The organism is Geoanaerobacter pelophilus (assembly GCF_018476885.1).
Taxonomy (GTDB): Bacteria; Desulfobacterota; Desulfuromonadia; order Geobacterales; family DSM-12255; genus Geoanaerobacter; species Geoanaerobacter pelophilus.
This window is the reverse complement of the sequence record NZ_JAHCVJ010000003.1, coordinates 496599-511291: the sequence shown is the minus strand read 5'-3', so window position 1 is coordinate 511291 and position 14693 is coordinate 496599. Positions and strand designations below refer to the sequence as shown.

Sequence of the window (14693 nt, the reverse complement as noted above, 5' to 3'; positions counted from 1 at the left end):
TTAGATGTGGACCGGGTGCTGACCGAGGAAGAGGCGACCATTGTGCAGCAGGTGGCCGCCAGTGACGGCATTCAGGAATGATCGCGGTAATACGCTACATAATAAATTATAGGAGCTCTTTATGGATTGGTTCAGAAATTTAAAAGTCAGCACCAAACTGATCACGATGGTTTCAGTGGTTCTGGTTCTTATGGCAATTATGGGGGGGATGGCCCTGCAGCAGCTTTCCAAGGTTAATGCCTCAATGGAGGAGCTTGGAGCCAATGTCATCCCTTCCATAAAACAGCTCGCCAAGATCAATGAAGCAGTTGGCTCGTTCCGTCGCGCCGAGTTTCAGCACATCCTTTCTACGGAAAAAGCGGATATGGATAAATATGAAAAGCGGATGACGGAAACGATTGTCAATCTTAATAAGATGTTCAAGGAGTATGAACCGCTTATTTCATATCCGGGGGAAAAAGAGTTGTATGGCGAATTCAAAAAAAATTGGGACGCCTTCCTGATAGAACATGAAAAGCTGCTGGACCTGTCGCGCCAGAACAAGACTGCTGAGGCGATGGCTTTTCTTCGCGGTAATTCGCAGAAAACGTTTTTCGCTGCCCAGGAGGCGCTGGGGAAGGATATGGTGCTGAACGAAAAAGGGGGCGATGATGCCTTCAAGAAAGGCAAGGCTGTATATTCCAATGCTCGCAGTATTGTGCTCGGTTCGATTGCCGTTGCGCTCCTTATAGGAATTGGGCTGGCGCTGCTGGTAACCCGCATTATCACTGCCCAGCTTGGAGGCGAGCCGGTCTATGTGGCCGAGCTGATGGCCAAGATCGCCACAGGAGATCTGACTGAAGAGGTGAAGATCAAGGACAACGACACTACAAGTATGTTGTATGCCGTCGCTAATATGGTGACGAATCTGCGCGATATAGCCTGTCAGACGGTAGAGGCGGCCAACCAGGTCTCCATCGCCGCCGACCAGATCTCCGAAGCCAACCAGAGCTTCTCGCAAAAGATCACCGAGCAGGCCGCATCGGTCGAAGAGACCACCGCCGCCATGGAAGAGATGGGGGCCTCCACCCGGAGCACTGCCGAGAACGCCCGTGAGGCCAACAACCTGGCGCGTAGCAGCAAGACCGTTGCCGAAGACGGCACCGTGGTCATGGCCGATACCATAATGGCTATGAGCGAGATTAACAAGTCATCGGCCAAGATAGCCAACATCTCCAACGTTATCGAAGAGATCGCCTTCCAGACCAACCTGCTGGCGCTGAATGCCGCAGTAGAGGCTGCCCGAGCCGGCGAGCACGGCAAAGGGTTTGCTGTAGTAGCTGCCGAGATCCGGAGCCTGGCCGGCCGGACCACGCAATCGGCCAAAGAGATCACCACCCTGATTGAAGACAGCGGTGAGAAGACCGGCCGTGGAGTGCAACTGGCGCAGGAACTGGACAAGAAGCTGGGCGAGATCGTCTCCGGGATCAAGAAAGTGACCGACCTGATGGACGAGGTTGCCGCTGCCGCCGCCGAGCAGTCATCCGGGATCAACCAGGTCAACACCGCCATGGGTCAGGTAGATCAGACCACCCAGCAGAACGCCTCCCTGGTTGAAGAGACCTCCGCCGCCGCCGAAGAGCTGGCAGCCCAGGCAAAGGGGCTGCTGGATGTAGTCTCGTTTTTCAAGGTAGAGGACAGTGGTCGGAGCGCCAAGGGTGCGCGAGGCCGTAAAACGCCCCAGGTCTCCCTGGCCATGCCCGCCAAGGGTGGATTCCGGACAAAGGCAGCTGCCCGGCAACCGGCACTGCCTGACCGGTCCCAGGCGTCCGGCAGTGAAGACGATTTCTCGGAGTTCTGACAGGCCATGGCCCTCCGGTGCATTGCTCGGAGAGCTGATTATCAGCGGATGAAACAGGACAGGGACGATGCCGGAAACATACGTGCCGGACAATCTGCAGATCAGTGACGAGCTCTTTCAGCTCTTTGTCGAGTTCATCTATGACTTTGCCGGGATCCGGCTCAACGACCAGAAAAAGACACTGGTGACCTCCCGTTTCCAGAAGCGGTTAAGAGCGCTCGGATTGACCAGTTACCACGACTATTACAAACGGGTCAAGCTGGACCAGGACGAGTGCGTCATGATGCTCAACTGCATCACGACCAATACCACCAAGTTTTTTCGAGAGAACCACCACTTCGAGTTGCTACGTGATGAGTTGATCCCCTCCCTTCTGGAGAGCAGGCGTTCGACCAGGAAGATCCGGATCTGGAGCGCGGGGTGCTCCACTGGAGAGGAGCCTTATTCCATCGCCATCAGTGTATGGGAGTCATTTCTGGAGTGTTTTCCCGACGCTGATCCCTATGACCCTTTTTGCGGCTGGGATGTCAGGATCCTGGCCACTGACATTTCGACCGATGTTCTGGCAGCGGCGCAGCGAGGGTTATATAACATTGATCAGATCCCTGCAGGAGTGCCGAAAGAGCTTTTGCAGCGCTATTTCCTCAAAGGTAGCAAGGATTTCAGCGGCATGGTGACGGTCAAGGAAATGCTGAAGCGGATCATCCGTTTCCGGCGCCTCAACTTCAAGGACGCTACTTATCCGTTTTCCGGAAAGTTCGATATAATCTTTTGCCGCAATGTAATGATCTATTTCGACGAGGCAATGAAGAGCCAATTGTTGAATAAATTTCATCACTACCTGGCTCATGACGGGCATCTGTTTCTCGGCCACTCCGAGACCATGTTTGCCAGCAATCAGTTCAGCCCGGTGGGTATAACCGTATACCGCAGGCATTGACATGAAACGGATTATTCTCAATATCGGCGAGCTTGCCGTTTCAAAGGAGGCCGCGATCCTGGAAACCATCCTGGGCTCATGTGTCGCTGTCTGCCTGTGGGATGAAAAATTGCGTATCGGCGGGCTCAATCATTACCTGTTGCCCTATGAACAGCCGAACACTCCGAAATCGACCGTATATGGAGCAACTTCCATCGAAACGCTTGTGAAGCGGATCATCGAGGCCGGCTCAGATGTGCGCAATTTACAGGCGCAGATCTTTGGCGGCGGCTCGGTCATAACCGATCTGGACAACATATTCAATATCGGCGTTGATAATGTGCGCATCGCGCAGGAAAAACTGCACGAGTATGATATCCCTATAGTGGGTTCTCATGTCAGGGCAACGCATGGCATTAAAGTGGTTTTCAGGACCGCGACCGGCGAGGTGACGGTGAAGCCGTTGGGCCGGGTGGGCGCACATCACGTTTCCGGGAGCGAAAGCGATGCCTTTCGCAGGCAGCTGCCGCCCTGCAAGGCGTGTATCATGTGCGGCAGCTGTGCTGAGCTGACGGAGCGAAGACGGCGGGGGAAAAAGGGTTAGATTACTGGAGGCATCATGGCTGGCAAGATCAAGGTACTTATCATCGACGATTCCGCTGTTATCAGGGCGCTGCTCACGGAAATCCTCAACGAGGCCCCGGACATCGAGGTTGTCGGTTCGGCCCCTGATCCGATCTTTGCCAAGAACAAGATCATCAGCCTGATGCCGGATGTGATCACGCTTGATGTCGAGATGCCGAGGATGGATGGCCTGACCTTTCTGGAAGAGCTGATGCGTACCAATCCGTTGCCGGTGGTGATGGTAAGCTCTCTGACCCAGAAGGCCTGCAACACCACCCTGCGTGCCCTGGAGCTGGGGGCCATAGACTATGTTACCAAACCGTCAATCGACATCTCGGAAGGTCTGGCCGATTTGGGTAATGAGATCGTCAGGAAGGTGAAGATTGCTGCCAAGGCGCGAGTCCGGCGCTCAACGTTGCCAATAGCTCAACCAGCTGCGCCGCGTCCGGCAGTTTCCTCACTCGATACCAGCAAGATGGCCACCACGGACAAGCTGATAGCCATTGGCGCTTCTACCGGTGGCACTCAGGCGATCACCGAGGTGATCATGGGCATGCCGGAATCGGTGGCTGGCATTGTCATTGTTCAGCATATGCCGCCGCTGTTCACGAAATCCTTTGCTGTGCGTCTGAACGATATGGCTCGCGTACAGGTTAAGGAGGCGGAACATGGTGACAGGGTACTGCGCGGCACCGCCTATATCGCCCCCGGAGGCAAGCATATGGCGGTGCGTCGCAATGGGGCCATGTATTACATCGAGCTGTCTGACGGGCCTCCGGTGAATTATGTGAAGCCGGCGGTTGATATCCTTTTCAGGTCGGTTGCTCTGCATGCCGGCAGGAATGCGGTTGGTGCGGTGCTGACCGGCATGGGCGAAGACGGTGCCCGTGGGTTGAAAGAGATGCGGGACCGCGGTGCCGTAACCTTTGCCCAGGACGAGGCAACGTCGGTGGTCTTCGGCATGCCGAAAAAAGCGATCGAGATGGGGGCTGCCGAACGCGTACTGCCGTTGCCGCAGATCGCTCGTGCGTTGATGGATGCCATTTAGCAGGTTGCGGAGTCTGACATGGTCGAACGAAATGTGATCCTCATTGTGGATGATATCCCGGAAAACCTGAGGGTGCTGGGGGATATGCTGGAACAGGAGGGTTATGAGGTGCTGGTGGCAGCCAGCGGTGCTGAAGCGCTGGAGAATGCCCGGGCAACACCGGCGCCGGACCTGATCTTACTGGATATCATGATGCCGGGAATGGACGGTTATGAACTCTGCTACGTTCTCAAGTCTTCAGAAAAGACCTGGGACATTCCGATCATCTTCATCACCGCCATGACCGGCGAGGAAAACGAGCAGAAAGGTCTGGAACTCGGGGCTGTAGACTATATCCGTAAACCGTTCAAGCCGCACCTGGTCAGAACAAGGGTGCGCAATCAGTTGGAGTTGAAGCGGTATCGGGACCATCTCGAAGAACTGGTTGATATGCGTACCGCAGAGTTGAAAGGTGCCAAGGAAGCGGCTGAGGCCGCCAATCGCGCCAAAAGCGCCTTTCTGGCGACCATGAGTCATGAGCTGAGGACTCCCTTGAATTCGATCAACGGCTTCACCGACCTGATTCTGAGCAAGGTTTATGGCGAACTTAGCCCGCTCCAGGAGGAATATTTAGGCTATGTGCTGGAAAACGGTCGCCACCTGCTGGCCCTGATCAACGATATCCTCGACATTTCGAAGATCGAAGCGGGTAAGGTCGAACTGGAACTTACCAGGGTCGATCTCCGGGACCTTTTTGCCGGTACGCTGCATGTCGTGAAGGAGCGTGCGGACCGGCATGACATTCGGCTCATCGACGCTATCGACAGTGCTGTGCCGCGGAGCATCCGCGCGGATGAACGTAAACTGAAACAGGTGCTGATCAACGTCCTCTCCAATGCCGTGAAATTCACGCCGGACGGCGGATCGGTCACTCTGGCAGCCCGCGCCGTAACTGCTGAGGAGTTGCATGCCAGTCCGGCTTGCCGGCAGATCGTGGCCGGCGAAGCCTTACTGATAACAGTTATCGACACCGGAATCGGCATCAGACCGGAGGATATGCAGCGGATTTTCGAGCCGTTCGTGCAGGCTGACAATTCTTCGACCCGAAAGTATGAAGGCACCGGCCTGGGTCTGTCACTTTCTCATAAACTGGTTGCCCTTCATGGGGGGGCAATCTGGGCGGAATCAGACCAAGGTACACCGGGGAGCGTCTTTTACATAGCGCTTCCCATGAGTGAGTGAAAAACGATCCGATTTTTTATCCCGCACAAGGAGAACAACCATGAGGATTCTTATTGCTGAAGATGATTTTTATTGTCGCAAGCTGATGCTTGCCTGTCTTGCCCCTCTCGGCGAATGCGATGCGGCCACCAACGGTCAGGAGGCGTTTGATGCCTTTGCTACAGGGCACAAGGAAGGAAAACCTTATGACCTGATCTGTCTGGACATCATGATGCCTGAAGTTGACGGGGTGGAGGCTCTGAAGAAAATCCGCGACATGGAAGAAGGGGAGCTGGGGATAAAAAGGCGTAACCGGTGCATGATAATCATGGTTACTGCACTTGAGGATATGAAGATGATCATGTCGTCATATCACTCGTTATGCGACGCCTACGTAATGAAGCCGATAGAGCAGCGCCAGCTGCTGGAACAGGTCCGACAGCTCGGCTTCAACGTTTAAGTTATGCCCCGCTTGCGGGCCGGAGCAATCAGTCTGAATTATCTCCGGAGGAGCAGTGGCTTTCGGGGGGGATCGTGGATTAAAGAGGCATCATCTATGACAGATAAAAGTCCATGCCTGTTCGGCATATTCTGGCTGCTGCTCTTCATCGTTGCCTGCCCTGTTGGGTACGCTTTTGCCGAAACTGTTCCCCGCTCTATAAGTGTTGTCATGGATGATAACTACCCTCCTTTCAGTTTCAGAGACAGTAGTGCTCAACCTCAAGGCATACTGATCGACCAGTGGCGTCTTTGGGAGAAGAAGACCGGGGTTGCGGTAAAAATATGCCCCATGGACTGGGGCAAGGCTGTCAGCGGCATGAAATCCGGAGAGTTTGATGTTATCGACACTATTTTCAAGACCGAGGAGCGCTCCCAATGGCTTGATTTTACCAAACCCTATGCCAAGATCGAGGTCTCGATCTTCTTTGACAAGCATATCTCCGGCATCACCGATGCCGCCTCACTGAAAGGCTTTTCCGTAGCAGACAAGCGTGGCGATGCCATGATCAGCATCCTTAAGCAGAGCGGCGTTGACAATCTGCTGCTCTTCGACAGTTTCGAGGAGATCATCCGGACCGCAAAAGAGCGTAAGGTAAGCGTGTTCGTGATGGGTACTCCTCCCGCCCTTTATTTTCTCAACAAACACGGCATTGTCGATCGCTTCAAGCAATCTGCCCCACTGCACACCGGCTATTTCCATAGAGGGGTCAAAAAGGGGAACAGTGATTTGTTGTCACTTGTTGAAAGCGGTTTCGCCCGTATTTCCCCTGATGAGCTGAAACGGATAGAGACCAGATGGTATGGTGCAAAGCCGTTTGATAGCAACTCACTCCGTCAGCTATTTGGGATCGCCGGGGGACTCGTTCTGCTGCTTATCATCCTGAGCGCCTGGAATTACACCTTGCGTAAGACGGTAAGCTTGAAGACGGCAGAGTTGAACAAAAGCCTGGAGACCCAACGGGCAAATGCCTCGTTCTTAAACACCCTCATGAATACCATGCCGGACCTGGTCTGGCTGAAAAACGCAGATGGCATCTATCTTTCGTGTAACAGGATGTTTGAGCGGTTCTTCGGTGCGAGCGCTGCTGATATCGTTGGTAAAACCGACTACGATTTCGTGGACCGGGAGCTGGCAGACTCATTTCGTGAACATGACCGCAAGGCCATGCTTACGGAGGGTCCCAGCAGCAACGAGGAATGGATAACGTTCGCCGATGATGGCCATAACGCGTTGCTGGAGACCATAAAAACGCCGATGTATGATGCCGAGGGTAAACTTGTCGGTGTCCTTGGGGTCGGCCGCGACATTACTGAGCGCAAAATGGTGGAGGAAGAACTAAGGCGCCATCGAGAACATCTTGAATTCATGGTGGAAGAGCGGACCTCTGAGCTGCTTCTTGCCCGTGATGCCGCCAATGCCGCCAGTCAGGCCAAAAGCATGTTCCTGGCCAACATGAGTCACGAGATCAGAACGCCGATGAACGCGGTGCTCGGGTTCGCCCAACTGCTGGAGACTGATCCCTCTCTTTCTCCGGAAGGTCACAACAAGGTTGCCACTATTATGAAGAGCGGTGAACATCTGCTCTCGATAATCAATGACATCCTGGAGATGTCCAGTATTGAGTCCGGAAGGGTGGAGATCAGGAATCAGCCGCTTTATCTGGCCGGCCTGCTGGAGGATCTGGCCGGGATGTTTCGCTTAAAGGCGGAAGAGAAGCGGCTCTCCTTCGGGCTTGATCTTGCCGATAATCTTCCTCGATACGTTGTTGCCGATTCCGGCAAGCTGCGCCAGATTATGATCAATTTGCTGGGGAACGCGGTCAAGTTTACCGAATTCGGCTCTATAGTCTTGCGTGCTGCCCCGGCTGGCACCGACCGGATATTGTTGGAGGTGTGCGATACCGGCTCCAGCATTTCTTCTGAGGAGCAGGCTAAGCTGTTCCGTCCGTTCGAGCGAGTCAAGAGCGGCGAACAGGCAGCAGGCGGCACCGGGCTCGGGCTCGCCATCAGCCGGGAATATGCCAGGCTGATGGGGGGCGACATAACCCTGGAGAGCTCGGCTGGCCAGGGTAATTGCTTCCGGTTTGTTTTTTCGGCGCCACTGACTGCTGAAGCTCCGACAGTTCACGATATTTCGCATCGTGTGGCCCGACTTGCTCCTGGCCAGGGAGAGGTCCGGGTCTTGGTGGTTGACGATTTGGATACCAACCGCCAGCTCCTGCGGGAGCTGCTTGAACTGATCGGCTTCACTGTCGATGAGGCGGCAAACGGTCTGGAAGCCATTGCAAAGGCGCAGGCTAGACCGCCGCGGGTTATTCTCATGGACCAGGTCATGCCAGATATGGATGGCATGGAGGCGACCCGCATCCTGCGCAACAACTTTGGTCGGGAGTCGCTGGCCATCATCGGCATAACTGCCAACGCCTTCAAGGAGTCTCAGCAGCAGTTCTTCGACGCAGGGATCAATGGTTTCGTTGCCAAACCGTTCCGGGCCCAGGAGCTTTACAATGTTCTGGCTCGCCATGCCGGGGTACAGTTCGAGTTCGAGGAGAAGGGGTCCAAAGCAACAGAAGTGGCGGCTACGAAGCCTCCGACCCTGGAAAACATGTCTGCTGAATGGCTGCAATCTTTCAGCGAGGCACTTAACAGGAAAAACATCACTCGCATCCGCAGGCTGGGTGAGCAGGCGAGAGAGGCAAATCCGGTCCTCTCGGCCTGGATCCTGGAGCGGGCCGGATTGTACGATCTGGAAGCTTTGAAAAAGCTGGGCATCGCCAACTGATAGCGAGATCAAGCCTATGTTCACCATGTTCAGGAATCTCAGGCTGAGCGTCAAGGTTTCCCTGCTGGGAGCAGGCAGTGTAATGATTACTGCGGTCGCCCTGGTGTTGCTTGCGGTGTGGCAGAGCGGGCAGTACAACCGGCTTGCCCAGAGCGAAGTCGACTTGTTGATCAATGCCGATCTGGACCACATCACCCAGGGAGTCTACAATCTCGTCCGAACGGAGAATGAGGCGGTCCAGCAGCAGGTCAATTACAACCTTAATGTAGCACGGCATTTGCTGGCCAGTGCCGGTGGCATCTCCCTGTCGCAAGATACCGTTAAATGGGCTGCTATTAATCAATTCACCAAACAGGAATTGCAGGTGCAGCTTCCCAGGATGCTTGTGGGAAACCGGTGGCTGGGACAAAACATTGAGCCTGGAGTCAAGACCATTGTGGTTGACAATGTGACGCATTTGGTCGGCGAAACCGCCACCATCTTTCAGCGCATGAACGACAACGGCGACATGATTCGCGTTGCCACTACTGTGCAGAATGAAGCGGGCAAACGCGCAATCGGCACTTTCATCCCGGCAGTCAACCCTGACGGCGCTCCCAATCCGGTCATCGCAGCTGTTAAGGCAGGGAAGGCCTACCACGGACGCGCCTATGTGGTCAACAAGTGGCAGCTCACCGCCTACGAGCCGCTCAAGGACCGTGCTGGCAACCTGGTGGGAATGCTTTATGTTGGCATTAACCAGAAATCTGTTGAGTCGCGGGTGCGTCAGGCCATTTTGCAGACCAAAGTCGGCAAGACCGGCTATGTCTATGTTCTGGGGGGCAAAGGTGAAGGTCGGGGACGCTATATCATTTCCCAGAGAGGCCAGCGCGATGGCGAAGATATCTGGGAGACTAAAGACAGCAATGGCAATTATGTCGTCAAGTCGATTATCGCTAAGGTTACTGCTCTCAAGGCCGGTGAACTGACCACCGAGCGCTATCTCTGGCAGAACCCAGGTGAATCGGCACCCCGCTGGAAAATTGCCCGGCTTGCCTATTATGAGCCGTGGGATTGGGTCATTGGCGCCAGCGTTTATGAAGAGGAACTGCTGGCATACCGGTCATTCCTGAGTGACGGCCGGACCAGGATGACCAATTTCATGGTTGTTGCCGGATTGCTGATCACCATATCGGTGGGTTTTCTCGGTGTTTTCTTTGCTTGGACCATCATCCGCCCTGTCCGTCAGTTGCAGTGCGCCGTGGAAACCATTATCAACGGTAACCTGGACCATACGCTGACTGTCAGTTCCGATGATGAGCTAGGCGCTCTCTCCAAGGCCTTCAACCTGATGACTGAACGGCTCAATAAGACGATGAAAGAGCTTGAAGAGAATGTCCATTTTCTCCAGACCCTCATGGATGCCATACCCAATCCGATATTTTTCAAGGATATCAACGGCGTCTACCGGGGGTGCAATGTGGCCTTCACTGCATATCTCGGGCAAGAGAAGGACATGATCATCGGCACATCGGTCTATGATGTCTCTCCGAAGGAGTTGGCCGATCAATATCATGAAAAGGACATGGTTTTGATTCGTAAAGGCGGAGTGCAGGTTTATGATTCTACCGTCCGGTTTGCTGATGATACCCTGCATGATGTGATCTTCAATAAAGCGACGTACACCAATGCCGATGGCAGCCTGGGGGGGCTGGTCGGGGTAATCCTGGATATCACCGAGCGGAAACATGCCGAACAGGAACTGGCGCGTTATCGAGACCATCTTGAAGATTTGGTGAAAGAGCGTACGGCGCAGCTGGAGGTTGCTATTGCCAACCTATCTCTGGCCCGAAACGCAGCCGAGGCTGCCAATAAGGCCAAAAGCATGTTCCTGGCCAACATGAGCCACGAGATCAGGACGCCGATGAATGCGGTGCTCGGTTTTGCCCAGCTGCTGGAACGTGACCCGTCGCTGTCGCCACTGGCCCGCAACAAGGTTGCCACCATCATGAAGAGCGGCGAACACCTGCTTTCGATCATTAACGATATCCTGGAGATGTCGCGCATCGAGGCCGGCCGGGTCGAGATTCGTACCGAGCCGATCGACCTGGCGGCTTTGTTGAACGATCTGGCGGTGATGTTCCGGCTGCGGGCCGAGGAAAAGGGGCTTGCCTTTACCCTGGAATACCTTGCCGACCTGCCGCGCTATATCGTAATCGACCTGGGGAAACTGCGGCAGATTCTGATCAACCTGTTGGGCAATGCGGTCAAGTTCACCCATAAGGGGGCGATCACCATGCGGGCGATGCCGGCCGGTATCGATCGAATCGCGATAGAGATCCAGGATACTGGCATCGGCATTCCGGCTGAGGAGCAGAAAATGCTGTTCCGCCCCTTCGAACGGACCCGGAGTGGCGAGCAGGCAGCTGGCGGCACCGGTCTCGGGCTGGCCATCAGCCGCGAATACGCCAACCTGATGGGCGGAGAGCTGACCGTTGCCAGCGCGGTCGACAAAGGGAGCTGCTTTCGTTTTGAGTGCCCGGTGCAGATATGCAAAGAAACGCCTAGCTTTGTTGTACCTCCGCAAAGGGTTATTGGTCTTGCCTCAGGTCAGGAGGAGCTTCGGGTCCTGGTGGTTGACGATCTGGATGCCAACCGTGAGTTGCTGCGAGTGATGCTGGAACCGCTTGGGTTTATCGTTGATGAGGCGGCAAACGGTCAGGAAGCCGTAGACAAGGCCCAATCCCTGCTGCCGCGCATCATCCTGATGGACCTGGTGATGCCGGGTATGGATGGGGAAGAGGCAACACGGACCATCCGAAGCAGTTGCACGAAAGCCCCGCCGGTAATCATCGGTATCAGTGCCAGTGCCTTTGATACCCAGAAGCAGCAATTTCTTGATTCCGGGATTAATGCCTTCATTGCCAAGCCATTCCGGGAACAGGAGCTGTTCGAAGTGCTGGCCCGGCATGCCGGAGTACTGTTTGAAACCGGCGAGGATGAAGCAGTTACAGGTATCCCTCCCCGGCAGCCCCTCCCAACCCTCGACAAGATGTCGGCCGAATGGAACGAAGCGTTCCTCGAAGCGCTGGCCCGCAAGAACATTACGCGCATCCGCAAGCTGGGGGAAGAGGCGCGAGCGTCTGACCCGGCTTTATCGGCTTGGCTGCTTGAGCGGGCCGGGATGTATGATCTGGAAGGAATAAAGCAGTTGGTTGATGACAGGCGATTGGAGAAAATGCCATGACAGCATCACGCATTTTTACGCTCCGCCTGGCAGCAGGTGTAATTGTTATCAACCTGTTTGTGTACCTGCTTGTCGGTCTGTCAATGTACCAGATCCGGCAGCAGTATGAGAGGCAGACAGGTTTCTCCACCTATAATCTGGCCCAATCCCTGGAAACCAGTATCTTCAGTGTCCTGGAAAAAATAGATGTAGCGTTGTTTGCCGTGGTGAACGAGACCGAACGGCAGCTTCTCGGTGGTGGCATTAATGAAAAGGCGCTGGAGGCTTATATCGCTCAACAGGACCGGCAGTTTTCCGAGCTTAGCGGTATCCGGATAGCCGATGCAAAAGGATATGTCTGGTTGGGGCCGGAAGTCCCGTCAGGCAGACGGATAAATATTGCTGATCGGGACTATTTCCGCAGGCATTTGGAAAACCCGGATGCGGGGTTGGTCGTCTCAAAGCCGGTATTGAGCCGGGTTACCGGGAAATGGCTGATTCTTATCGCCAGACGCATTAATCTGCCGGATGGTACGTTTGCCGGTGTGGTCTATTGCGGTATCCCGCTGGAATTTTTTGCCAAACTCTTCTCTTCCTTTAATATCGGGGCGCATGGCGCAATTTCTTTTCGCGACCATGAACTCGCCATAATTGCGCGGATCCCGGAACCGCAAGGGATCGGCAGTGCCGTGGGAAATAGGAATCTGAGTCCCAAGATAATAGAACTTATCAAAAAACAACCAGAGACCGGTACATATACCGGTGAAGTCAATTTTGATAGAATTGTCCGGACCATCAGCTATCGCAAGATTTCCAAGTATCCGTTGTATGTCTTTGTCGGCCAGGCTACCAGCGACTACCTTGCCTCCTGGCGGAAAGAAGTGGCTTTGTCGCTATCGCTGCTCTCCCTGTTCACTCTGCTGACGGTAGTTTCTGCTTGGGTAATTTCCAAAAAAAGAACTAATGAGTTGTTGGCATTCGATGAGCTGAAGCTCCATCGCGAGCACCTGGAAATGCTGGTTGACGAGCGGACCGCCGAACTGCTTCTGGCCCGTAACGCGGCTGAGGCTGCCAATAAGGCCAAGAGTATGTTCCTGGCCAACATGAGCCACGAGATCAGGACGCCGATGAATGCGGTGCTCGGCTTTGCCCAGCTGCTGGAACGCGACCCGTCGCTGTCGCCAATGGCCCGCAACAAGGTCACCACCATCATGAAGAGCGGCGAACATTTGCTTTCCATCATCAACGATATCCTGGAGATGTCGCGCATCGAAGCCGGCCGGGTCGAGCTGCGGACCGAACCGGTTAATCTGGTGGCCCTGTTGAAAGACCTGGCGATCATGTTCCGGCTGCAGGCTGAGGAAAGAGGGCTTGCCTTCACCCTGGAATACCTTGCCGACCTGCCGCGCTATATCGTAATCGACCTGGGGAAACTGCGGCAGATACTGATCAACCTGTTGGGCAATGCGGTCAAGTTCACCCATAAGGGGGCGATCACCATGCGGGCGATGCCGGCCGGTATTGATCGAATCGCGATAGAGATCCAGGACACTGGCATCGGCATAACACCTGAGGAGCAGGAAAAGCTGTTCCGCCCCTTCGAGCGGACCCGGAGCGGCGAGCAGGCAGCTGGCGGCACCGGTCTCGGGCTGGCCATCAGCCGCGAGTATGCTCGCTTGATGGGGGGCGAGATAACCGTAAAAAGTACAACAGGAGATGGGAGTATCTTTCATTTGGAGTGCCCGGCGCCGGCGACTGCAGTTATACCCGCTTCAGCAGATGCTCCTTGTCGCGTGACCGGTCTTGTCTCTGGTCAGGGAGAGTTGCACATTCTGGTGGTCGATGATCTCCCCAGCAACCGGGCATTGTTGCGGGAGATGCTGGAACCTCTGGGGTTTATCGTCGCTGAGGCGGCAAACGGCAAAGAAGCCGTTGACAAAACCTTGGCGCTGAAGCCGAGGGTCGTCCTGATGGATCTGGTGATGCCCGACATGAATGGGGAAGAGGCAACACGGACCATTCGCAGCAGTTGCCAGAAAGAACCGCCGGTAATCATCGGCATCAGTGCCAGCGCTTTCGATACCCAGAAGCAGCAATTTCTTGATTCCGGGATTGATGCCTTCATTGCCAAGCCATTCCGGGAGCAGGAGCTGTATGAGGTGCTGGCCCATCATGCCGGGGTGCTGTTTGACATGGGTAAGGATGAAGCGCTTACAGATAATCACTTTGAGAGCTGGAGGCCAACCCTTGACAAGGTGTCTGCTGAGTGGCGCAATGAGTTCCGGCATGCGTTGGCACGGAATAATATCACCCGTATCCGCAGGCTGGCGGAAGATGCCAGGGAGTACGACCCTGAGCTTTCTTCTTGGCTTTTGGAGCGGGCCGGTCTGTATGACCTGAAGGCATGCAAAGACCTTTGTGGCGGGATTGGCAACGGAGCTGACCAGCAAAAGTGCGGCAACTCCCTCGCCGATGGTGAAGCGGCCGATTGTGCGCGTAACTAGTAGACATCGCAGTTCGCTACTGTAAAGTTTAGGGAAAGGTGAACAGGAACTGGGTGCTTACTTAACGGCA

The 14693-nt window shown here is 54.8% G+C and carries 9 protein-coding genes; all 9 read left to right on the top strand.

The genetic code is table 11. From position 1 onward, the window contains the following. Positions 1-121 precede the first annotated feature (121 nt). The 9 genes from KI809_RS10460 (at position 122) to KI809_RS10420 (ending at position 14623) form a co-directional block, all read left to right on the top strand. Positions 122-1840 (top strand): methyl-accepting chemotaxis protein, encoded by a 1719-nt coding sequence (locus tag KI809_RS10460; protein WP_214171479.1) that lies wholly within the window; start codon positions 122-124, stop codon positions 1838-1840. 67 nt (positions 1841-1907) lie between these two features. Further along, positions 1908-2780, top strand: a complete 873-nt coding sequence (locus KI809_RS10455; RefSeq protein WP_214171478.1) for a CheR family methyltransferase — start codon at positions 1908-1910, stop codon at positions 2778-2780. A 1-nt stretch (position 2781) separates the two neighbouring features. Further along, on the top strand, positions 2782-3363 hold the full coding sequence (locus KI809_RS10450) for a chemotaxis protein CheD (RefSeq protein ID WP_214171477.1): 582 nt from the start codon (positions 2782-2784) through the stop codon (positions 3361-3363). A 12-nt stretch (positions 3364-3375) separates the two neighbouring features. Then, on the top strand, positions 3376-4431 hold the full coding sequence (locus KI809_RS10445) for a protein-glutamate methylesterase/protein-glutamine glutaminase (protein ID WP_435052252.1): 1056 nt from the start codon (positions 3376-3378) through the stop codon (positions 4429-4431). Between the two features lie 18 nt (positions 4432-4449). Beyond that, complete coding sequence (locus KI809_RS10440; protein WP_214171475.1) at positions 4450-5652, top strand: hybrid sensor histidine kinase/response regulator; 1203 nt, start codon at positions 4450-4452, stop codon at positions 5650-5652. 40 nt (positions 5653-5692) lie between these two features. Further along, the gene (locus tag KI809_RS10435) at positions 5693-6091 is read left to right on the top strand and encodes a response regulator (RefSeq protein ID WP_214171474.1); all 399 of its coding nucleotides are present in this window, start codon (positions 5693-5695) and stop codon (positions 6089-6091) included. 96 nt (positions 6092-6187) lie between these two features. Then, complete coding sequence (locus KI809_RS10430) at positions 6188-8914, top strand: transporter substrate-binding domain-containing protein (RefSeq protein ID WP_214171473.1); 2727 nt, start codon at positions 6188-6190, stop codon at positions 8912-8914. A 16-nt stretch (positions 8915-8930) separates the two neighbouring features. Beyond that, a complete protein-coding gene (locus KI809_RS10425; RefSeq protein ID WP_214171472.1) occupies positions 8931-12140 on the top strand; it encodes a Cache 3/Cache 2 fusion domain-containing protein in 3210 nt (1069 codons plus the stop codon). Then, positions 12137-14623, top strand: coding sequence for a hybrid sensor histidine kinase/response regulator (locus tag KI809_RS10420; RefSeq protein WP_214171471.1), 2487 nt, complete (start codon positions 12137-12139; stop codon positions 14621-14623). Before KI809_RS10425 ends, KI809_RS10420 begins: the two co-directional genes overlap by 4 nt. The last annotated feature ends 70 nt before the right edge of the window (positions 14624-14693 follow it).

Coding starts and splice junctions, on each gene's coding strand:
- KI809_RS10460 (WP_214171479.1), top strand. CDS start 122: ATGGATTGGTTCAGAAATTTAAAAGTCAGCACCAAACTGATCACGATG.
- KI809_RS10455 (WP_214171478.1), top strand. CDS start 1,908: ATGCCGGAAACATACGTGCCGGACAATCTGCAGATCAGTGACGAGCTC.
- KI809_RS10450 (WP_214171477.1), top strand. CDS start 2,782: ATGAAACGGATTATTCTCAATATCGGCGAGCTTGCCGTTTCAAAGGAG.
- KI809_RS10440 (WP_214171475.1), top strand. CDS start 4,450: ATGGTCGAACGAAATGTGATCCTCATTGTGGATGATATCCCGGAAAAC.
- KI809_RS10435 (WP_214171474.1), top strand. CDS start 5,693: ATGAGGATTCTTATTGCTGAAGATGATTTTTATTGTCGCAAGCTGATG.
- KI809_RS10430 (WP_214171473.1), top strand. CDS start 6,188: ATGACAGATAAAAGTCCATGCCTGTTCGGCATATTCTGGCTGCTGCTC.
- KI809_RS10425 (WP_214171472.1), top strand. CDS start 8,931: ATGTTCACCATGTTCAGGAATCTCAGGCTGAGCGTCAAGGTTTCCCTG.
- KI809_RS10420 (WP_214171471.1), top strand. CDS start 12,137: ATGACAGCATCACGCATTTTTACGCTCCGCCTGGCAGCAGGTGTAATT.